The sequence below is a fragment of the Vibrio sp. Vb0667 genome, from assembly GCF_033391095.1.
Map to the genome: position 1 here is coordinate 153,257 of NZ_JAWPOL010000007.1, position 20,095 is coordinate 173,351.

Annotated in this window: 23 protein-coding genes and 2 tRNA genes; 20 read left to right on the forward strand and 5 right to left on the reverse strand. The window is 45.4% G+C overall.

All coding sequences use genetic code 11. The features are described from left to right. Positions 1–59: 59 nt before the first annotated feature. The 8 genes from metK to ruvX all read left to right on the forward strand — a co-directional run bounded on the left by metK (position 60) and on the right by ruvX (position 6,788). Positions 60–1,214: a methionine adenosyltransferase gene (gene metK / locus R8269_RS10265; protein WP_005381027.1), complete on the forward strand. Its 1,155-nt coding sequence runs from the start codon at positions 60–62 to the stop codon at positions 1,212–1,214. 402 nt (positions 1,215–1,616) lie between these two features. Further along, positions 1,617–2,414, forward strand: a complete 798-nt coding sequence (locus R8269_RS10270; RefSeq protein WP_005381026.1) for a DUF2189 domain-containing protein — start codon at positions 1,617–1,619, stop codon at positions 2,412–2,414. 68 nt (positions 2,415–2,482) lie between these two features. Further along, complete coding sequence (locus R8269_RS10275) at positions 2,483–2,980, forward strand: SprT family zinc-dependent metalloprotease (RefSeq protein ID WP_318222526.1); 498 nt, start codon at positions 2,483–2,485, stop codon at positions 2,978–2,980. A 150-nt stretch (positions 2,981–3,130) separates the two neighbouring features. Next, positions 3,131–3,826 carry a deoxyribonuclease I gene (gene endA / locus R8269_RS10280; protein WP_053306786.1) on the forward strand — a complete coding sequence of 232 codons (696 nt, stop codon included), beginning with the start codon at positions 3,131–3,133 and terminating at the stop codon, positions 3,824–3,826. 113 nt (positions 3,827–3,939) lie between these two features. Continuing rightward, positions 3,940–4,671: a 16S rRNA (uracil(1498)-N(3))-methyltransferase gene (gene rsmE, locus R8269_RS10285; protein ID WP_154205024.1), complete on the forward strand. Its 732-nt coding sequence runs from the start codon at positions 3,940–3,942 to the stop codon at positions 4,669–4,671. Between the two features lie 13 nt (positions 4,672–4,684). Continuing rightward, on the forward strand, positions 4,685–5,635 hold the full coding sequence (gene gshB / locus R8269_RS10290; protein ID WP_005381021.1) for a glutathione synthase: 951 nt from the start codon (positions 4,685–4,687) through the stop codon (positions 5,633–5,635). Positions 5,636–5,763: 128 nt separating this feature from the next. Continuing rightward, on the forward strand, positions 5,764–6,327 hold the full coding sequence (locus R8269_RS10295; RefSeq protein WP_005381020.1) for a YqgE/AlgH family protein: 564 nt from the start codon (positions 5,764–5,766) through the stop codon (positions 6,325–6,327). A 35-nt stretch (positions 6,328–6,362) separates the two neighbouring features. Continuing rightward, positions 6,363–6,788, forward strand: coding sequence for a Holliday junction resolvase RuvX (gene ruvX / locus R8269_RS10300; protein WP_005381017.1), 426 nt, complete (start codon positions 6,363–6,365; stop codon positions 6,786–6,788). Positions 6,789–6,849: 61 nt separating this feature from the next. Here the strand turns inward: ruvX and R8269_RS10305 are convergent, their stop codons facing one another. Together R8269_RS10305 and R8269_RS10310 are read right to left on the reverse strand one after the other, a co-directional pair. Next, on the reverse strand, positions 6,850–7,956 hold the full coding sequence (locus R8269_RS10305) for a PilT/PilU family type 4a pilus ATPase (protein ID WP_005381016.1): 1,107 nt from the start codon (positions 7,954–7,956) through the stop codon (positions 6,850–6,852). A 30-nt stretch (positions 7,957–7,986) separates the two neighbouring features. After that, on the reverse strand, positions 7,987–9,027 hold the full coding sequence (locus R8269_RS10310; protein ID WP_005381015.1) for a type IV pilus twitching motility protein PilT: 1,041 nt from the start codon (positions 9,025–9,027) through the stop codon (positions 7,987–7,989). A 28-nt stretch (positions 9,028–9,055) separates the two neighbouring features. Between R8269_RS10310 and R8269_RS10315 the strand changes: the two genes are divergently transcribed. From R8269_RS10315 to hemW, 7 genes are all read left to right on the forward strand, one after another. Further along, on the forward strand, positions 9,056–9,757 hold the full coding sequence (locus R8269_RS10315) for a YggS family pyridoxal phosphate-dependent enzyme (RefSeq protein WP_053306787.1): 702 nt from the start codon (positions 9,056–9,058) through the stop codon (positions 9,755–9,757). A gap of 159 nt (positions 9,758–9,916) precedes the next feature. Continuing rightward, positions 9,917–10,735 carry a pyrroline-5-carboxylate reductase gene (gene proC / locus R8269_RS10320; protein ID WP_005381013.1) on the forward strand — a complete coding sequence of 273 codons (819 nt, stop codon included), beginning with the start codon at positions 9,917–9,919 and terminating at the stop codon, positions 10,733–10,735. A gap of 52 nt (positions 10,736–10,787) precedes the next feature. Beyond that, the gene (locus R8269_RS10325) at positions 10,788–11,345 is read left to right on the forward strand and encodes a YggT family protein (protein WP_005381012.1); all 558 of its coding nucleotides are present in this window, start codon (positions 10,788–10,790) and stop codon (positions 11,343–11,345) included. Further along, complete coding sequence (gene yggU / locus R8269_RS10330) at positions 11,345–11,635, forward strand: DUF167 family protein YggU (RefSeq protein ID WP_005381011.1); 291 nt, start codon at positions 11,345–11,347, stop codon at positions 11,633–11,635. The genes R8269_RS10325 and yggU overlap by 1 nt, the downstream gene beginning before the upstream one ends. Positions 11,636–11,763: 128 nt before the next feature. After that, entirely contained in the window at positions 11,764–12,195 is a 432-nt protein-coding gene (locus R8269_RS10335) for a DUF4426 domain-containing protein (protein WP_005381010.1), read from the forward strand. 118 nt (positions 12,196–12,313) lie between these two features. Beyond that, a complete protein-coding gene (locus tag R8269_RS10340) occupies positions 12,314–12,916 on the forward strand; it encodes an XTP/dITP diphosphatase (protein ID WP_005381009.1) in 603 nt (200 codons plus the stop codon). An 18-nt stretch (positions 12,917–12,934) separates the two neighbouring features. Beyond that, a complete protein-coding gene (hemW, locus tag R8269_RS10345; protein WP_005384511.1) occupies positions 12,935–14,113 on the forward strand; it encodes a radical SAM family heme chaperone HemW in 1,179 nt (392 codons plus the stop codon). A gap of 90 nt (positions 14,114–14,203) precedes the next feature. On the opposite strand, the gene glsB is transcribed toward hemW, so the two are convergent. The 3 genes from glsB to trmB all read right to left on the reverse strand — a co-directional run bounded on the left by glsB (position 14,204) and on the right by trmB (position 16,988). Then, the gene (gene glsB / locus R8269_RS10350; protein ID WP_005381007.1) at positions 14,204–15,124 is read right to left on the reverse strand and encodes a glutaminase B; all 921 of its coding nucleotides are present in this window, start codon (positions 15,122–15,124) and stop codon (positions 14,204–14,206) included. 98 nt (positions 15,125–15,222) lie between these two features. Further along, the gene (locus R8269_RS10355; protein ID WP_005384509.1) at positions 15,223–16,251 is read right to left on the reverse strand and encodes a TRM11 family SAM-dependent methyltransferase; all 1,029 of its coding nucleotides are present in this window, start codon (positions 16,249–16,251) and stop codon (positions 15,223–15,225) included. 17 nt (positions 16,252–16,268) lie between these two features. Further along, a complete protein-coding gene (trmB, locus tag R8269_RS10360) occupies positions 16,269–16,988 on the reverse strand; it encodes a tRNA (guanosine(46)-N7)-methyltransferase TrmB (RefSeq protein ID WP_005384506.1) in 720 nt (239 codons plus the stop codon). Between the two features lie 203 nt (positions 16,989–17,191). Between trmB and mutY the strand changes: the two genes are divergently transcribed. The 5 genes from mutY to R8269_RS10385 all read left to right on the forward strand — a co-directional run bounded on the left by mutY (position 17,192) and on the right by R8269_RS10385 (position 20,095). Beyond that, complete coding sequence (mutY, locus tag R8269_RS10365) at positions 17,192–18,268, forward strand: A/G-specific adenine glycosylase (RefSeq protein WP_017635575.1); 1,077 nt, start codon at positions 17,192–17,194, stop codon at positions 18,266–18,268. A gap of 19 nt (positions 18,269–18,287) precedes the next feature. Next, complete coding sequence (locus R8269_RS10370) at positions 18,288–18,560, forward strand: oxidative damage protection protein (protein WP_005381002.1); 273 nt, start codon at positions 18,288–18,290, stop codon at positions 18,558–18,560. Between the two features lie 77 nt (positions 18,561–18,637). Beyond that, complete coding sequence (gene mltC / locus R8269_RS10375) at positions 18,638–19,777, forward strand: membrane-bound lytic murein transglycosylase MltC (protein WP_005381001.1); 1,140 nt, start codon at positions 18,638–18,640, stop codon at positions 19,775–19,777. 100 nt (positions 19,778–19,877) lie between these two features. After that, positions 19,878–19,953 (forward strand) — tRNA-Phe (locus tag R8269_RS10380). 66 nt (positions 19,954–20,019) lie between these two features. Next, positions 20,020–20,095: transfer RNA gene (locus tag R8269_RS10385), tRNA-Thr, on the forward strand.

The window sequence follows — 20,095 nt, forward strand, 5'->3', positions numbered from 1 at the left end:
TAATTTGCGCTGGAGAGTTTATCATTCCCCAGTTTTAAACCAGATATAGTGGAGCTAACATGGCTAAGCACCTGTTTACTTCTGAGTCAGTATCAGAAGGTCATCCAGATAAAATTGCAGACCAGATTTCTGATGCGGTTCTTGACGCGATTCTAGAGCAAGATCCAAAGGCTCGTGTTGCATGTGAGACTTACGTTAAAACCGGTATGGTAATGGTGGGTGGTGAAATCACGACTTCAGCATGGGTAGACATCGAAGAGTTAACTCGTGAAACCGTTCGTGAAATCGGCTACGTACATTCAGATATGGGCTTTGACGCAGATTCTTGTGCGGTACTAAACACAATCGGTAAACAGTCGCCAGATATCAACCAAGGTGTTGATAAAGCTGACCCTAAAGAACAAGGTGCAGGCGACCAAGGCATCATGTTTGGTTACGCTTGTAACGAAACTGAAGTACTAATGCCAGCGCCAATTACTTACTCTCACCGTCTTGTTCAAAAGCAAGCAGAAGTTCGTAAAAACGGCACACTACCTTGGTTGCGTCCTGATGCAAAATCTCAGGTAACATTCCAATACGATCAAGGTAACATCGTTGGTATCGACGCGGTTGTTCTTTCAACTCAACACTGTGACTCAATCTCAACTTCAGACCTGCGTGAAGCGGTAATGGAAGAGATCATTAAGCCAGTGCTACCTTCTGAGTGGATCAACAAAGAAACAAACTTCTTCATTAACCCAACCGGTCGCTTCGTAATCGGTGGTCCTATGGGTGACTGTGGCCTAACTGGTCGTAAGATCATCGTAGATACCTACGGCGGCGCAGCTCGTCACGGTGGCGGTGCGTTTTCTGGTAAAGATCCATCAAAAGTTGACCGTAGTGCAGCATACGCAGCACGCTACGTAGCGAAAAACATCGTAGCGGCAGGCATGGCTGACCGTTGTGAGATCCAACTTTCTTACGCAATCGGTGTTGCTGATCCAACGTCTATCATGGTGGAAACGTTCGGTACTGAGAAAGTATCTCACGACATCATCATTGAAGCGGTTCGTCAATTCTTCGACCTACGTCCATACGGTCTACAAGAAATGCTTAACCTTCTTCAACCTATCTACAAGAAGACAGCGGCTTACGGTCACTTCGGTCGTGAAGAATTCCCGTGGGAAGCGACAGACAAAGCTGCACTTCTACGCGATTTCGCTGGCATCAAATAATCAAGCCAAGCAAGAATCAATCAAGCCCTCGCCTATGGCGGGGGCTTTTTATTTTCAGCAACTTTTATCCAGCCATTTCGGCTCATACCGCCCTGCCCCACAAAGCAGTCCTGTTTCTCCCTCATTTTTATACCGAATAAATTTTAAGCAATTATTTGTAAATTATCCCATCTCCGCCAATAGTTAAAATATTGTTAACTCCAATTTAAATAGAGACGTCGGATGCTGGCGACTGTGGAAGCAACACTTAAGTAAAGACATGAGTCAGGCATCTTTATGGCCGATACCAAACTAAGCCAATGCTCAGATGTAAACTTGAAAAAGTCGCTTCAAGTTTGACTGAACAAAAACCGCTGTCAGTTGGTATAAGCGGATAATGTGGGAATAAATCAAGGAGGAGTTATGCCTCGAACTGTTAATCCATCGGACTTCCACAACAAACGAAAGGAAGTGCCAGACAACGAATACGCCAGAACCATACCGTGCAATACGGTCAATCTTTCTGCACCTTTTCATTGGCTCGCATTAGGTCTGCATGATTTCGTGCGAATGCCGCTTATTAGTGCTTTCTATGGCATCTGTTTTATGGCTGCTGCGATAGGCATTGTTTTGCTCGTACAGTGGCAAGGCACACACTTAGTCGTCATGCCCAGTTTGATTGTTTACATGTTAATCGGTCCGTTTCTCGCGCTGGGCTTGTATGATGCCAGTTGGGAGAGAGAGCGCGGACACAAAGCAAGCTTGTTCCATTCAATGAAAGCGATCGGTCGTAACTCAACATCTCAATGGGCGTTCGCCGTGTTACTCGCAGTGTGTATGATATTTTGGATGCGCATTGCCGCTCTACTTCATGCACTCTACCCTTCTGTTCAAGGGGCACCTTTAAGTGAGTTCCTACCCTTCCTTGTCATCGGCTCTTTAGTTGGCTTTGTTTTGGCTTGTGTGGTGTTTAGCATTTCAGCCTTTTCTATTCCGCTCATGATGGAGCGTCGCGTAGACATGATGACCGCTGTATTTACCAGCTTTAATGCCGTGAAATCCAACATTCCAGCAATGATTGTTTGGGCAGCGATCATCTGCGGCGGTATTCTTATCGGCTTTGCGACCTACGGGATCGGAATGTTGTTTACCATGCCAATTCTAGGCTACGGTACATGGCACGCTTACCATGCCACCATCAAGAAAAAACACACACCATAATTAACTGATGCTATGATCTGGCCCTCGCAAATGCGGGGGCTTTTTTATTTGATTTATCGAGGTGAATTGTGGATATAGAACTCAGCTATAAAGCCAAGCAAGTGATGGCGGGCTGTATCGCGATGGCGGAACAAGCTTTCAAACGTTCTTTCCCGATTCCAACAATCACCTTCGACGTCCGTGGGAAAGCGGCAGGAAAAGCCTACCTTCAATTAAATCAAGTACGCCTAAACCCTGTTTTATTTCGCGAAAACACCCAAGCATTCTTAGATGAAGTCATTCCTCATGAAGTAGCACACCTGATTACTTATCAGGTTTACGGGCGAGTTAGGCCTCACGGTAAAGAATGGAAAGGCGTCATGGAAGCCGTATTTAACGTACCAGCCAAAACCACTCACAGCTTTGAAGTAAAATCCGTTCAAGGTAAAACCTTTGAGTATCGTTGTGGTTGTATGACCTACCCTCTATCGATTCGCCGTCATAATAAAGTGCTGCGCAAAGAGGCGACGTACTCTTGTCAAAAATGTCGCCAACCACTTAACTTCACCAGCATTCAATTATCGTAGCCCTTACCTCATAGTGTTACTTGCGTTCCCAAAATAAAGATCGAGTTGGTCAAAACCTTCCCTTCGCCACTTATTGTTAACTTACTCATCACTAAAGCTATTTTATGCGTGTTATCATGAATAAAGTCATACTTTATAAAGACTTTTATCATGAAATACTTACTCTCTCTGTTGCTTATCGCGCTTTCTAGCACTGCGATTGCCGCGCCACCGAGCTCATTCTCTGCTGCCAAACGTGAGGCGGTCAAAATTTATCAAGACCATCCAACAAGCTTCTACTGTGGCTGTAACATTCAATGGCAAGGCAAGAAAGGCTTACCCGATTTAGCCTCTTGCGGCTACCAAGTCCGTAAACAAGAAAAACGGGCTGCACGAATCGAATGGGAGCACGTTGTTCCTGCGTGGCAATTTGGCCACCAGCGTCAATGCTGGCAAGATGGCGGACGTAAAAACTGTAAGAAAAAAGACAAAACTTTTCGTTTGATGGAAGCAGACTTGCACAACCTAACTCCTGCTATTGGTGAAGTAAACGGTGACCGTTCGAACTACAACTTCAGCCAATGGAACGGTATGGATGGCGTGAGTTATGGTCGCTGTGAGATGCAAGTGAACTTTAAGCAGCGTAAAGTCATGCCACCAGACCGTGCGCGTGGCTCAATTGCTCGTACCTATCTATACATGAGCAAAGAGTACGGTTTCAAACTGTCGAAGCAGCAAACGCAATTAATGAGTGCTTGGAACAAAACCTATCCTGTCGATAAATGGGAATGTGAGCGTGACGAGCGCATTGCAAAAGTACAGGGCAATCACAACCCATTTGTTCAAGAAGCCTGCCGCGCACTGTAACCTCCGACCTCGAAGCGTTTCAATTACTGATATTGAAACGCTTCTTGCCCCTTGTTTTTTCGGTGCAAAGCATCCATGTTAGGGTTTAAGTTTATTCTCTTGCTGGAAATCTCATGCGTACCCCTCGAATTTATCATCCAGAAACCATTCATCAACTTGGCTCACTTGCTTTAAGTGACGACGCAGCAGGCCATATCGGTCGTGTTTTGCGCATGAAAGAAGGCCAAGACGTTCTCCTTTTTGACGGCAGTGGCGCAGAGTTCCCAGCGGTTATCAGTGAAGTCAGCAAGAAATCAGTTTTGGTTAACATCACCGAGCGTGTAGAAAGCAGTATTGAATCCCCTTTAGATCTGCACCTTGGCCAAGTCATTTCACGTGGCGATAAGATGGAGTTCACCATCCAAAAGTCTGTTGAACTTGGCGTCAATACCATCACTCCTCTGATTTCTGAACGTTGTGGTGTCAAGCTTGACCAAAAGCGTTTTGAGAAAAAACTCGCGCAATGGCAGAAAATCGCCATCAGTGCCTGTGAACAATGTGGGCGTAATGTCGTGCCCGAAATTCGTCCAATTATGAGCTTGGAAGAGTGGTGTCAAGAAGAGTACGATGGTTTAAAGCTTAACCTTCACCCTCGTGCTAAATACTCAATCAACACTTTGCCAACCCCGGTTGAAAAAGTGCGCCTACTGATCGGTCCTGAAGGCGGTTTATCGTCTGAAGAAATCGAGATGACTCGAGAATACCAATTTGAAGAAACGCTACTCGGCCCTCGCGTTCTGCGTACCGAAACAGCGGCTCTGACAGCAATTACAGCCTTACAAGTTCGTTTCGGCGATCTTGGTTAAACGGAGAAAAATAATGATCAAACTCGGTATCGTAATGGACCCAATTTCGTCCATTAACATCAAAAAAGACTCTAGCTTTGCCATGATGCTTGAAGCGCAACGACGCGGCTATGAAATCCACTACATGGAAATGAATGATCTGCATCTCGATCAAGGCGTTGCCATTGCAGATACTAAAGTGGTAGAACTAAAAGAAGATCCAAACGGTTGGTACGAGTTCAAATCAGAGCAAACTATCGAACTGTCTGAGCTAGACGCGGTGCTAATGCGTAAAGATCCTCCGTTTGATACTGAATACATCTACGCGACTTACATCCTTGAGCGTGCAGAAGAACAAGGTGCACTGATCGTTAACAAGCCTCAAAGCTTACGTGATTGTAACGAAAAGCTGTTTACAGCATGGTTCCCAGAGCTGACACCTACAACTATCGTGACGCGAAAAGCAGAGAAAATTAAAGAATTTCGTGAAAAACATGGTGATGTCATCCTGAAACCGCTTGATGGTATGGGTGGCGCGTCCATCTTCCGTGTGAAAGAAAACGATCCAAACGTCTCTGTGATCATCGAGACATTGACTAACCACGGTCAAAACTACGCAATGGCACAAACCTTCGTGCCAGACATCAGCAACGGTGACAAACGTATCCTAGTGGTAGATGGCGAACCTATGCCTTACTGTCTAGCACGCATTCCTGCTAAAGGCGAAACGCGCGGCAACCTAGCCGCTGGTGGTACTGGTGAAGCTCGTCCGCTAAGCGAAACCGACCTCAAAATTGCGCAAACCGTTGCTCCGACACTGAAAGAAAAAGGCCTTATCTTTGTTGGCCTTGACGTAATTGGCGACAAGCTAACAGAAATCAACGTCACCAGCCCAACCTGTATTCGCGAAATTGAAGCAGCTTTTGATATCTCAATCACAGGCAAGCTGATGGATGCGATTGAGCGTCGAGTAAAAGGCGAATAACTCAAACTGTATTACAGTTAATAGAGAGCGTAGTACATTAACTTAAGCAAACTCATGCACATACCTAGATGGTAAATTGTATGATGTTTGCTTAAGGGCATTTACGAGAGTTAAGGGTCAGTATGAGTATGAATCTCACAAATCACTTTTTGGTTGCCATGCCTGGGATGAAAGATCCGTACTTTCAAAACAGCGTGATCTACGTTTGTGAGCACAACGAAGACGGCGCTATGGGGCTGATGATCAATGCTCCTGTTGATATCACCGTCGGCAACATGCTCAAGCAGGTGGAAGTTCAGCCAGTACACCCGCGCCTATTTGAAGCCAGTCTAGATAGACCAGTCTACAATGGCGGCCCAATCTCGGAAGATCGTGGTTTTATTTTGCATAAACCCAAAGATTACTACGAGTCCAGCGTCCAAATGACCGATGACCTCGCGGTAACCACTTCGCGTGATATTCTGTCGGTGTTAGGAACAGAAGCAGAACCAAGTGATTACTTAGTGGCACTTGGCTACTCCGGTTGGAGTGCAGGCCAATTAGAAAGTGAGCTGGTCGAAAACTCTTGGCTCACCATTGAAGCAACGCCTGAAATTATCTTTAATACACCAATCAACGAGCGTTGGAAGAAAGCGGTCGAAAAGCTGGGCATCGACCCAAGTCACCTTTCAGCAGACTCTGGACATGCTTAGTCCAAATATACAGTTACATTAGATAGAGACACCTTATGTCACGCACAATTATGGCTTTTGACTTTGGAACCAAAAGCATTGGTAGCGCTATTGGCCAAGAAATTACTGGTACAGCTTCCCCATTAAAAGCCTTTAAAGCCAATGACGGTATTCCAAACTGGGACGATATCGAAAAGCAAATCAAAGAGTGGCAACCAGATTTGCTAGTGGTCGGCTTACCGACCGATCTGCATGGTAAAGACCTTGAGACCATAACCCCTCGTGCACGAAAATTTGCTAAGCGTCTGCAAGGCCGATACGGATTGCCAGTTGAACTGCATGATGAGCGTTTATCTACTGCAGAAGCTCGTGCGGAGTTGTTCAGCATGGGCGGCTACAAAGCCCTATCGAAAGGTAATGTTGACTGCCAGTCAGCGGTGGTGATTCTAGAAAGCTGGTTTGAAGCCCTTTGGGGTGAGTAAACACTTCAAGCACAATGAAAAAAGGTTGGCTTCTGCCAACCTTTTTTGTTTCTGGATTGGATTAATCCATATCGATCTTAACGTTTGCCAAACTGCCCGTAGAGAATGCTTCACCACGCTGCGTTTTCAACATCAAGCGCAGATCATTTGCCGAGTCGGCACTATGTAGTGCATCCTCTTCGCTGATCTTACCTTGCATCACTAACTTATAAAGAGATTGATCGAACGTCAGCATACCAAACTCATTTGAGCGAGCCATGGTTGACTTCAACTCATGTAAATCTCCGCGACGAATCAAATCCGACACACGTGGGCTATTTAGCAAGATCTCAAATACACCATGACGTCCCTGCCCATTTTTATCTCGGATCAGCTGCTGACCAACCACGCCTTTTAGGTTCATCGACAAATCGAACAAGAATTGTTCTTTTTGATCTTTCGGTACCAAGTGAAGAATGCGCTCTAAAGCTTGGTTTGCATTGTTGGCGTGCAACGTTGCCATACACAGGTGACCCGTTTCGGCGAAGGTCATCGCGTATTCCATTGTTTCACGGCTACGGATCTCACCAATCAAAATCATATCTGGTGCTTGGCGCAGCGAGTTTTTAAGCGCAACTTCATAGCTTTCCGTATCTAACCCAACTTCGCGTTGAGTCACGATACAGCGCTTGTGTTCATGCACGAATTCGATCGGATCTTCGACCGTCAAAATGTGCCCGGTTTTATTGCTGTTTCGATAGCCTGTCATCGCCGCCATGGTGGTCGATTTACCCGATCCAGTAGCACCGACCACCAGCACCAAACCACGCTTAGCTATCGCCAAATCTTGCAACACTAACGGTAACTTTAACTGCTCAAAAGTAGGAATATTGGTTTCAATACGACGAATCACTGCGCCTGGTAACTCGCGTTGAAAAAAGGCACTCACACGGAAGCGACCACAATCTCTCACAATGGCAAAATTCGACTCGCGACTTTTACGAAATTCCTGACGCCGATCTGGTTCCATAGCGCTATCGAGTAATGCAGCCACATCACTCTCGGTAAGTTTTTCCCCTTGCGGACGCAATTCGCCATCCACACGAAATAGAATTGGCGCTCCAACCGTGATGTAAAGATCCGACGCTTTCAGCGCCAGCATGCCTTCGAGAAATTTATCTAGATCCATCTTCCGTATTCACCATTATCTGTATGAACGTTACGAGAATTGCTGCACTTCTAATCCGATCTTACTATCGACCTCTTCACGGGCAACCATGCCTTGCGCCATTAACTGACGAGCATTTTGCTCCATGGTTTGCATGCCGTGAGCCGCACCTGTTTGAATGATCGAATACATCTGCGCGACTTTGTCTTCGCGGATCAAGTTACGAATCGCAGGCGTTGCCATCATAATTTCATGGCATGCAATACGGCCACCACCATTACGCTTCAGAAGCTTTTGCGCGATAACCGAACGAAGGGACTCAGATAGCATCGAGCGGACCATATCTTTATCACTACCAGGAAACACATCGATAATACGGTCAATGGTTTTTGCCGCCGAGCTGGTGTGCAACGTCCCGAAAACTAAGTGACCCGTTTCTGCCGCCGTTAAGGCAAGACTGATGGTTTCTTTATCACGCATCTCACCAACCAGAATAACGTCTGGGTCTTCGCGCAATGCACTACGCAAAGCATTTTGGAAACTATGGGTGTCACGGTGAACTTCACGCTGGTTGATCAAACATTTATTGTTGTTGTGAACAAATTCAATCGGATCTTCAATTGTGAGTACGTGCTTGTTGTGATTACGGTTAATGTAGTCAACAATGGCTGCTAAGGTCGTCGATTTACCTGAACCTGTTGGGCCAGTGACCAGAACTAAGCCTTTTTCAGCGTTCGCAATTTTTTTGAAGATCTCTGGCGCTTCTAGCTCTTCCAGAGTTGGAATGCTACTTGGAATGGTACGGAATACTGCCGCACAACCGCGAGATTGGTTGAAAGCGTTGACACGGAAACGGCCAACGTTATGCAACTCAAAAGAGAAATCGACTTCGAGTTTTTCTTCGAACTCACTGCGCTGGGCATCGTTCATGATTTCGAAAACCAAACGATGCACTTCTTGGTGTGTAAACGCTGGAATGCCTAGTTTTCTTACATCCCCATCAATACGAACCATTGGTGGGACACCTGCAGAAAGATGTAGATCCGAGGCATTATGTTTTACACTAAAATCCAGTAACTCAGTGATATCCATTTAAAATCCTTAAGTCTAAAGTACAGCTATGAGTAGTATTCAACAAAATATTGAACATATCACCTCTCAAATTCGATATGACGAGCAAAAATGTGGTCGAACTCCAGAGTCAGTGCAACTTCTAGCGGTAAGCAAAACTAAACCTGTCGAGGCAATTCTCGAAGCCTACCAAGCGGGACAAACCGCCTTTGGTGAAAACTACGTTCAAGAGGGCGTCAGTAAAGTTCAGCACTTTGCCGTGCATTATCCAGATAATCGAATCGAATGGCACTTCATTGGCCCGATTCAATCGAATAAATCGCGACTTGTTGCTGAACATTTCGATTGGGTTCACACCATCGATCGAACCAAGATTGCTCAACGCCTGAATGATCAGCGGCCAAGCGAACTTAAACCGCTACAAGTTCTGATTCAGGTTAACACCAGTGGTGAGACATCTAAATCTGGTGTCACTGAAGCGGAAGTATTCGAGCTGGCGGAGTTGATTTCTCGCCTACCCAACCTCACTTTAAGAGGGTTGATGTCGATTCCTGCCAACGTGTCTGACTACGAATCACAACTCCGTGAATTTCAGAAGTTGGCTACGTTGAAGCAAACACTCGAAGCACAGTTCCCAGAAATCGATACATTATCAATGGGAATGAGTGGTGATATGACCGCTGCAATCGAAGCTGGTAGTACAATGGTTCGTATTGGAACCGCTATTTTCGGCGCACGAGACTACAGCTAAATCAACAAAACGCTCACTCGCGACATAAGTTATGTCGTCAATCGTTAGAGCGTAAATGCGCAATCATCTTACTCGCCAATAGGAGCAGTAAGTAACAGCGGCGCCATTATACACCTGAGCGCACAACAAATTCTAAATATCATGATGGAAATCAGACAAATGGAACATAAAAAAATCGCCTTCATTGGTGCTGGCAACATGGTGAGAGCCATTGTTTCCGGCTTGGTTGCTAACGGATATCCAGCGCAAAACATTACCGCGACGGCTCCTTCAGAGGCTCGCCGCCTTCTGCTAGAACAAGATTTTGGCATCCGTACCACCAGCGATAACATCCAAGCTGCGACCGAGGCGGATGTGGTGGTATTGTCTGTAAAACCGCAAATGATGGCGGATGTCTGTAAACCACTGCAATCGATCGATTTCACTAATAAACTGGTGATTTCTATTGCCGCAGGCATCAACTGTTCACGATTGGATGATATGCTAGCCACCAAATTGAACTTGGTTCGTGTTATGCCAAATACGCCATCACAACTTGGGTTGGGTATGAGTGGGTTGTTCGCACCAACTCATGTAACCGAGCACGACAAAGCTTTTGCCGCAGAGTTAATGGAAGCGGTCGGTAAAGTATGTTGGGTTGAGCAAGAGTCTGGCATCAATAATGTGATTGCCGCAGCGGGCAGTGCTCCAGCATACTTCTTCCTGTTTATGGAAGCGATGCAAGCAGAAGCGATTGCGCAAGGCTTTGATAAAGAGACCGCTCGACTATTGGTTCAGCAAGCGGCACTGGGCGCGGCCAGTATGGTGGTTAGCAACCCAGAAACTGAGCTATCGACCCTGCGTGAGAACGTAACTTCGAAAGGTGGGACAACGGCAGAAGCACTGCGTACATTCAACGAACATCAACTTTCAGATATTGTCGCTAAAGCCATGCAAGCTGCTGTGGCTCGCGCGGAAGAAATGGAAAAACTGTTTTAATTATTTGGATGAACTCCGTTTAGTATCATCCATCACTTGTTAAGGGTACCTTATGAATTCAATGAGTTTTCTCATCTCAACCCTATTTGACCTGTACATCATGGTCGTAATTTTGCGAATTTGGTTGCAAGCTGCGCGCGCAGACTTCTACAACCCATTCTCGCAATTTATAGTAAAAGCGACTCAGCCGGTCATTGGTCCATTGCGCCGCGTTATCCCTTCCGTGGGGAATATTGACCTAGCAACCGTGTTGTTTGCCTACGTGTTGTGTGTGCTTAAATTTGTCGTGCTTATCCTAATAGCTTCGAACGGTTCCGTCTCTTTCAGCGCTGACTTCTTATTCTTGGGCTTATTATCATTAATCAAAGCCGCAGGTGGCCTATTGTTCTGGGTACTATTGATCCGTGCAATTTTGAGCTGGGTAAGCCAAGGCCGCAGCCCTATCGAGTACGTATTCCATCAACTGACCGAGCCAATGTGCGCTCCAATCCGTCGTATTCTTCCGGCTATTGGTGGTCTTGATTTAAGCGTACTGGTGTTATTTATCGGCTTGCAGTTCGCGAACTTCTTAATGGGCGATATCATTGGTCCAATTTGGTTCCAGCTATAATGTCAGCTGCAGTTTGGCAAGATGGTGAGGACATCATCCTGAAGCTCTATATTCAACCTAAAGCTAGCCGCGATAAAATCGTTGGCTTGCATGGTGAAGAGCTAAAAATCGCCATTACTGCTCCACCTGTCGATGGCAAAGCTAATGCACACCTAACTAAGTTCTTAGCCAAGCAGTTTAAAATCGCTAAGGGTTTGGTTCACATAGAAAAAGGTGAATTAGGACGGCACAAACAAATTCGGATAGAATCGCCTACCCAGATACCGACAGAAATTAAAGCCATCATATGATGGCTTTTTATTTACGATTTTGTACCACACTTACTAATACCAACGACTGAGTACGCATTTTTTACCCCCTGACCAAGGTAAAATTGCAGCTATGGTTGTTTTATAACAAGTGCTTTGAGGAAGTAACAATGAGCAAATGGATTACCGCATTACTGATTAGCCTGTTGTCGTTACCAAGCTTCGCCGATCAGTTTAAAAATATGAAAGATATCGAAGTACACTATGTCGCGTTTAACTCAACATTCCTAACACCCAAAGTCGCACGTAGCTACGATATCAAACGTAATGGATACCTCGCTGTGGTTAATATTAGCGTGTTAGATAGAGCTTCATTGGGTAAACCAGCATTAGAAGCAAAAATTGCTGGACGCGCGAAGAACCTTATCGGCCAAACTCAGACCTTGACCTTTCGTGAAGTCAAAGAAGGCAATGCGATATACTATTTAGCCGAACTACCAATTACCCACGAAGAAACTTTTACTTTCGATATTGACGTAAAAGCTGGAAACAAAGGCTCAGGTAAGCTTAAATTCACCCAGAAGTTTTATGTTGAAGAGTAATTGGGTTGTGATGTTCCAAAAGCTTTTGGATCTAAGCAGGCTAAAAACCACTTATTAGTTAAAGAATATCTAGAGGAGAACGATTTGTTCTCCTCTATCACTATTAAAAGAGATTCCCATGAAAAAAATTGTGCTAGCAACTGGTAACCAAGGCAAAGTTCGTGAAATGGCAGATTTATTGTCTGACTTCGGCTTTGAAGTATTAGCGCAAAGTGAATTCAATGTATCGGAAGTAGCTGAAACGGGTACAACTTTCATTGAAAACGCAATCATTAAAGCTCGCCATGCCGCACAAGAAACAGGGCTTCCTGCCATTGCAGACGACTCTGGATTAGAAGTCGATTTCTTAAAAGGCGCTCCGGGCATTTACTCTGCACGTTACGCAGGCGAGAGCGCATCTGATCAAGAGAATCTAGAAAAATTGCTAGCGGCAATGGAAGGCGTACCAGAAGCAGAGCGTACAGCACGTTTCCACTGCGTATTAGTCCTCATGCGTCACGAGAACGACCCAACGCCTATCGTCTGTCACGGTAAATGGGAAGGCCGAATTCTAACTGAAGCACACGGTGAAAATGGCTTTGGCTACGACCCTATCTTCTTTGTTCCTGAAGACAACTGTGCGTCAGCCGAACTTGAACCTGCACGTAAGAAACAACTGTCTCACCGCGGTAAAGCGCTCAAGTCGTTGTTTGCTCAACTGTCTGAGCAAGTGTCTCAGTAATCACGAGCGAATTAGACCATGTTAACGCCCCCAGCACTCAGCTTGTATGTACACATCCCTTGGTGTGTGCAAAAGTGCCCGTATTGCGACTTTAACTCTCACGCGCTCAAAACCGAGATTCCAGAAGAAGAGTACATCAGTGCCCTTTTAGAAGATTTGGATACCGACATTGAGAAATACCGACTTAACGAAGCGCCACGTCCACTGCATTCAATCTTCATTGGTGGTGGTACGCCGAGTTTGATTTCGGCAGAAGGCATCGAGCGTCTACTTAAGGGCATTGAAGCGCGTATTCCGTTCAAGCCTGAAATCGAAATCACCATGGAAGCGAATCCAGGCACCATCGAAGCAGAGCGTTTTGTTGGCTACCGCAAAGCTGGTGTAACGCGTATCTCTATCGGCGTACAAAGCTTTGAGCAGCAGAAGCTTGAGCGTTTGGGGCGCATTCACGGCCAAGACGAAGCCGTCAATGCTGCTAAGCTGGCGCACCAAATCGGTTTGAACAGCTTTAACCTCGATCTCATGCACGGCTTACCTGATCAAAGCATCGAACAAGCCTTGGCAGATTTGGACAAAGCGATTGAGTTGGCACCGCCGCACTTGTCTTGGTATCAGCTGACCATCGAACCAAACACCATGTTCTACTACAAGCCACCAACGCTACCTGACGATGATGACTTGTGGGATATTTTCGAGCTCGGACACCAAAAACTTGCAGCCGCGGGTTATGTGCAATATGAAATCTCCGGTTACAGTAAGCCGGGCTATCAGTGTCAGCACAACCTCAACTACTGGCGCTTTGGTGATTACCTTGGTATCGGTTGTGGCTCTCATGGCAAACTCAGTTTTACCGACGGACGTATTATTCGAACGACAAAGGTAAAACACCCGCGAGGCTATTTAGCGGCTTATCAAAATATGGTCAAACCTTATCTGCATACGGAACATGTCGTCGCGGATGAAGATCGTCCATTCGAGTTCTTTATGAACCGATTCCGCTTAATTGAAGCCTGTCCGAAGCAAGATTACGTGGACACCACGGGCTTACCGCTTAGTACGATTCAAGAAACCATCAACTGGGCGATAGAAATGGGCTACCTGAGTGAAACGCCTACCCACTGGCAAATTACTGAAAAAGGGAAGCTCTTCCTTAATGATTTGCTCGAAGCCTTTATGGCCGAAGAAAGCGAAGAGTAACGCAACCCAAAAACAAAAAAAGCCTCTCAATTGAGAGGCTTTTTATTTAGAAACTGTGCCGTCCTAAATAAGGTTGACACATTTCTAACATTAGAAAATTGAACGGCCAATTCGCTCTGAGAGCAGCTCAAGCGCCTTAGTACCCGCAAGCGAGTTACCTGAAGGATCAAGCTCTGGAGACCATACTGAAATGGTCATTTCACCAGGTACTACCGCGATAATGCCACCACCAACACCAGACTTACCAGGCATACCAACGCGATAAGCAAACTCGCCCGCGCCATCATACAAGCCACACGTTGCTAACAGTGCATTAAGTTGTTTGGTTTGCACAGGAGAAACTACAGGCTTACCCGTTTGTACCGATGTGCCCTTGTTTGCTAAATAGCTAAACGTTTTAGCCAAATCGACGCAACTCATCTTCAGCGCACAAGCGTGGAAGTAGTTTTGTAGTACTGGAATCACTTCATTTTCGAAGTTGCCAAACGAACGCATGAGATATGCAATCGCCGCATTACGATCACCATGCATCATTTCGGATGCCGCAACGACTTTGTCATACACAATATGGGTATCACCAGAAAGCTGACGCACAAATTCCAACAGGCGCTGACGAGGTGCAGATAAGCGAGTTTGTAACAAATCTGCCACTACTATCGCTCCAGCATTTATAAATGGATTACGAGGAATACCTTGCTCCATTTCTAGCTGGATTAGCGAATTAAATGCCTGCCCCGAAGGCTCTTTTCCCACTCGAGACCAAATTTCTTCTTGCTTGTACAAGCACATCGCTAACGTCAAGCTCAATGCTTTTGAAATAGATTGGATAGAGAAAGGTTCATCGGCATCACCCGCCTTAATAACCTCACCTTCGTTGGTGTATACCGCAATACCTAACTTGTTGCTGGGTACTTTTGCCAGAGCAGGAATGTAATCAGCCACTTTACCTTGGCCGATTAAAGGGCGTACTTCCGCCAAAATATCTGTCAAAATTTCCACTGTCGGTTTCATTCTCTACCTTCTATTTACAAGAGAACTCGTTGAGCTCAGAGGTAAAAAAAGCCAACGTGTCGTTGGCTTTTCCATAGGGTTCGTTCGACTCAAGTCGATTATGGTTTTACTGCCACAATAATATTGCGGTTGATAGATTGATCAACACGGTGAAGATAACCGATGTAAGGCTCTTCTGAAAGTACCTTCCAACCTTGCTCTTCAAATAATGCCGCGACATCTTTCCATTTCAATGTGAATTCATTGAAAGACAACACCACTGAACCTTGCTTTTTCAATACCACTTTCCATGCAGGCAGAGCCTCTTTTAAAAGCTCTAGTGGACTACGGTTCAGTTTGCTGTCCTTGGCATTTTTGCTGCCGTGCTGCACGCCATAAGGCAGATCAGACACCATCACATCAACTGAGTTCTTTTTCACGACTTGATCAGCGATACGAGTATCAGCCGAATACAGCTTCATAAACTGAAGATTGCCTTGGTTGTAATCTTCTTTATTTGCTGCAGCTTCAACCACGAAACCATCCGCCACTTTCTTGCCACCCGCAGTGCGCTTTTCTTTGCTCACTTTGTGCTTAAAGCGGCCATTCTTCATGAACTTAACAATAAAGGTCTGGATCTCTTGCACCCACTTGGCGTTGATCTCAACCCCTACCACGTTCAAACCGTGGATCAAGCCTTCAAATAAGGTTGTACCTTTACCACACATTGGATCCATTAAGGTCAGTTGTTCACTTCCCGTATTGGACGCACTAATGCCGATATTCACCATCAAACGGGTAAACTGCTCATTTGTTTTCCCGGTGTAGCGCAAAATCTGGCTCATGCTTTCCGGGAAAGTGTTAAATACGGGCGCTTGAACTGGTCGAAGTAAACCATCTTCGCGCACTTCAAATAGCGCATAGTAAATCGAAGAGGCTGCGATTCTTCGCGCCTGCTCATCGGTTAGCGCTTCCTGACAAGAAAACACCAACGCAGCAGGTAAGCCAACGTCTTTACTACCAATTTCTGTCACATCCACGCCTTGTGAAGCTAAAATTGCTTTTAGTTCAGAACAGGCAATGGTCATTGCGCTATCAAAGTAAATTCGGTTATGACCCGGATTCGCTAATATCGCGTAATGGTACATCCCATGAACTCCTCTGGTTACGCAATACGCTTATATTTGATATCCCAAACACCGTGACCAAGACGGTGACCACGAGCTTCAAACTTCGTTAGCGGGCGATCGTCTGGACGAGGAACGAAATCACCATCTTTAGCAATGTTTTCGAAACCTGGCGCTTGGTTCATCACTTCAATCATGTGCTCTGCGTAGTTTTCCCAGTCGGTCGCCATGTGGAAAATACCTTCATTAGGGATAAGCTTCTCACGCACCATTTCCGCAAAACCTAATTGAACAATACGACGCTTGTGGTGACGCTTCTTATGCCAAGGGTCTGGGAAGAACAATTGCAGTGTCGATAAGCTGCCATTTGGGATCATGTGTTCGAATACTTCTACCGCATCGTGACACATTACACGCAGGTTAGTAATTCCCGCTTCGCGAGCATCGGCAAGACAAGCACCAACGCCTGGGCTATGAACTTCGATACCGATGAAGTTTTTCTCTGGCGCGTTCTTTGCCATTTCAACCAATGAAGCACCCATACCAAAACCGATCTCAAGCACTACTGGGTTATCGTTGCCAAACACCTCTTTCCAATCGAGAAGTTCAGCTTTGAAGTCAATACCCATCGTAGGCCAGCATTCATTCATCGCGCTCTCTTGACCTTTAGTCAAACGCCCTTCACGGCGTACAAAGCTGCGGATTTTGCGGATCAGCTTTCCGTCTTCGTTGTATTCGTTAGTGGTTACTTCACTCATTGATTTTGCCTGCACATTGATTAATCAAAGCGGGGATTATCCAAAGAATTTACTTAGGTGCAAGTATTTGTTGAGCTCTTGGTCTATGGCAACCCAAAAGCAACGAAACACCTCTTTATATCCCTACTGTTTATCCGTTGTACTTCTTGCCCATTATGTGGTGCAATTTTGCACCTAACCAATAATAGAATACAGAGCAAGTCGTGACACCTTTCGCCAGTGCCATCCTAGAATGGTATGACGCATATGGAAGAAAAGATCTTCCGTGGCAACAAAATAAGACCGCATACAGTGTCTGGTTGTCTGAAATTATGCTTCAGCAAACTCAGGTCACTACGGTTATTCCGTATTACCAACGTTTCTTGGAGCGCTTTCCAACCGTAATCGATCTTGCCAATGCTGAGCAAGATGAAGTCCTACACCTTTGGACTGGCTTAGGGTATTACGCCCGAGCCCGTAACCTTCACAAAGCAGCACAAGAGGTCGCCTCTACATACAATGGTGAGTTTCCTCTTGATATAGAGAAAATGAACGCCCTACCGGGGATTGGTCGCTCTACTGCTGCCGCCATTTTATCGTCTGTGTATAAACAACCACACGCGATTCTTGATGGTAACGTGAAGCGCACCCTATCCCGCTGTTTCGCAGTTGCAGGATGGCCAGGACAAAAAAAGGTTGAAAACCAGCTGTGGGAAATTGCCGAAACGCATACCCCACAAACGGATGTAGATAAGTATAACCAGGCAATGATGGACATGGGCGCAATGGTCTGCACTCGCAGCAAACCCAAATGTAGCCTCTGCCCTGTTGCTGACCTGTGTGTGGCAAAACAACAAGGTAATGTGCTCGACTACCCGGGCAAAAAACCGAAGAAAGATAAACCAATCAAGCAAACTCGTTTCGTGATGCTTCACCACAACACCGAAAATGGTCATGAGGTGTGGTTGGAGCAAAGACCACAAACAGGCATTTGGGGTGGCTTATTCTGCTTCCCACAAACCGAACATGTGGATGCAGAAAGCGACATTGAATTGCTACTGGATCAACGCGGCATTCAAGCCAGCAATATCAAACAGAAGCAAACACTGATTACCTTTCGTCATACATTCAGCCATTACCACCTAGATATCACGCCAATTTTGATTGATTTATCAAAGCAACCGGACGTGATAATGGAAGGCAACAAAGGTCTTTGGTATAACTTATCTAAACCTGAAGAAGTCGGTTTAGCCGCGCCAGTAAAACTATTGCTGGAAACGCTACCCCACGAACTTCGTTAATTGAATACAAGGAGTCATTATGAGCCGCACTGTATTTTGTGCTCGACTAAAGAAAGAAGGCGAAGGTCTAGACTTTCAACTTTACCCTGGTGAACTAGGTAAACGCATTTTCGACAACATCTCGAAAGAAGCGTGGGCTCAGTGGCAACACAAACAAACCATGTTGATCAACGAGAAGAAACTCAACATGATGGATCCAGAACACCGCAAACTGATCGAAACAGAAATGGTAAATTTCCTCTTTGAAGGAAAAGACGTTCATATCGAAGGTTACACACCGCCGAGCGAATAAAGTCGCTTGAGTTAAACAATGACATCACAACCATTTGTGGTGTCATTTTTCTATTACCTTCAATAACTCTGATACTTATGAAAAAAATTGTCTTTATTGCTGCCGCACTTTTAATGGCAGGCTGTAGCCGTGAATTCGTCGAAAAGATTTATGACGTCAACTACGAGCCAACAAACCGTTTTGCCAATAACTTAGCTGAGCTACCAGGACAATTTGAAAAAGATACTGCGGCGCTAGATGCCTTAATCAATAGCTTTTCAGGCAATATTCAAAAGCGCTGGGGTAAAAAAGAAATCAAGTACGCTGGCAAGAGTAATTACGTTAAGTACATCGATAACTACCTTAGCCGCGCCGAGGTCGACTTTCGCAAAGGCGTGATCACGATAGAGACCGTATCACCGACAGAGCCCCAAAAACACCTAAAAGACGCGATTGTCACCACCTTATTAACACCAGACGATCCCGCTCACGTCGACTTATTCTCCTCTAAAGGTATCACGTTAGAGGGGCAACCATTCCTGTATAAACAAGTTGTCGACCAAGACAATAAGCCAATTCAATGGTCTTGGCGGGCAAACCGATTTGCGGAATACCTCATCGCAAATAAAATAAAAACCAAAAATGTAGATTTCAAGAAAGCGTATTACGTCGAAATTCCCATGGTTGAAGACCACTTTTCAACTCGCAGCTACCAATACGCCGATATCGTGCGTCGAGCTTCCAAGAAATACGACATTCCAGAAGACTTGATATACGCCATTATTAAAACCGAGAGCAGTTTCAACCCATACGCGGTAAGTTGGGCAAATGCATATGGCCTAATGCAAGTTGTACCTAAAACAGCGGGACGAGATGTGTTCAAACTCGTGAAAAAGCGCTCGGGCCAACCAAGCCCTGAATATTTGTTTAATCCAGAAAACAACATAGATACTGGTACTGCGTATTTCTATATCTTAAAAAATCGTTATTTAAGAGAAGTCCGCCACCCTACCTCTCTCGAGTACAGCATGATTTCAGCTTACAATGGCGGTACTGGAGGAGTTTTAAACACATTTCATCGCAGTGATCGCAAACGCGCAATGCAAGATCTTAATTCATTGCAACCCAACCAAGTTTATTGGGCGTTAACCAAGAAACACCCGAACGCAGAAGCGCGTCGCTACCTAGAAAAAGTTACAAATTTCAAAAAGGAATTTAACTCGAAGCAAACTTTGTAGTGACAGTTGAATAAAAAGCGTTCGAACAACCACTTTTTTGAAATTATTTAAAAAAAGTGGTTGACGCAACGCGGGAAAATCCGTTTAATAGCGCTCCGTTGCCCGGATAGCTCAGTCGGTAGAGCAGAGGATTGAAAATCCTCGTGTCGGTGGTTCGATTCCGCCTCCGGGCACCATATTTTGATTTGTTGGTGTCTTAACGAAATGTTATAACACGGACAAAAGCACAAAGAATAAAGTGTGCCGACTTAGCTCAGTAGGTAGAGCAACTGACTTGTAATCAGTAGGTCACCAGTTCGATTCCGGTAGTCGGCACCA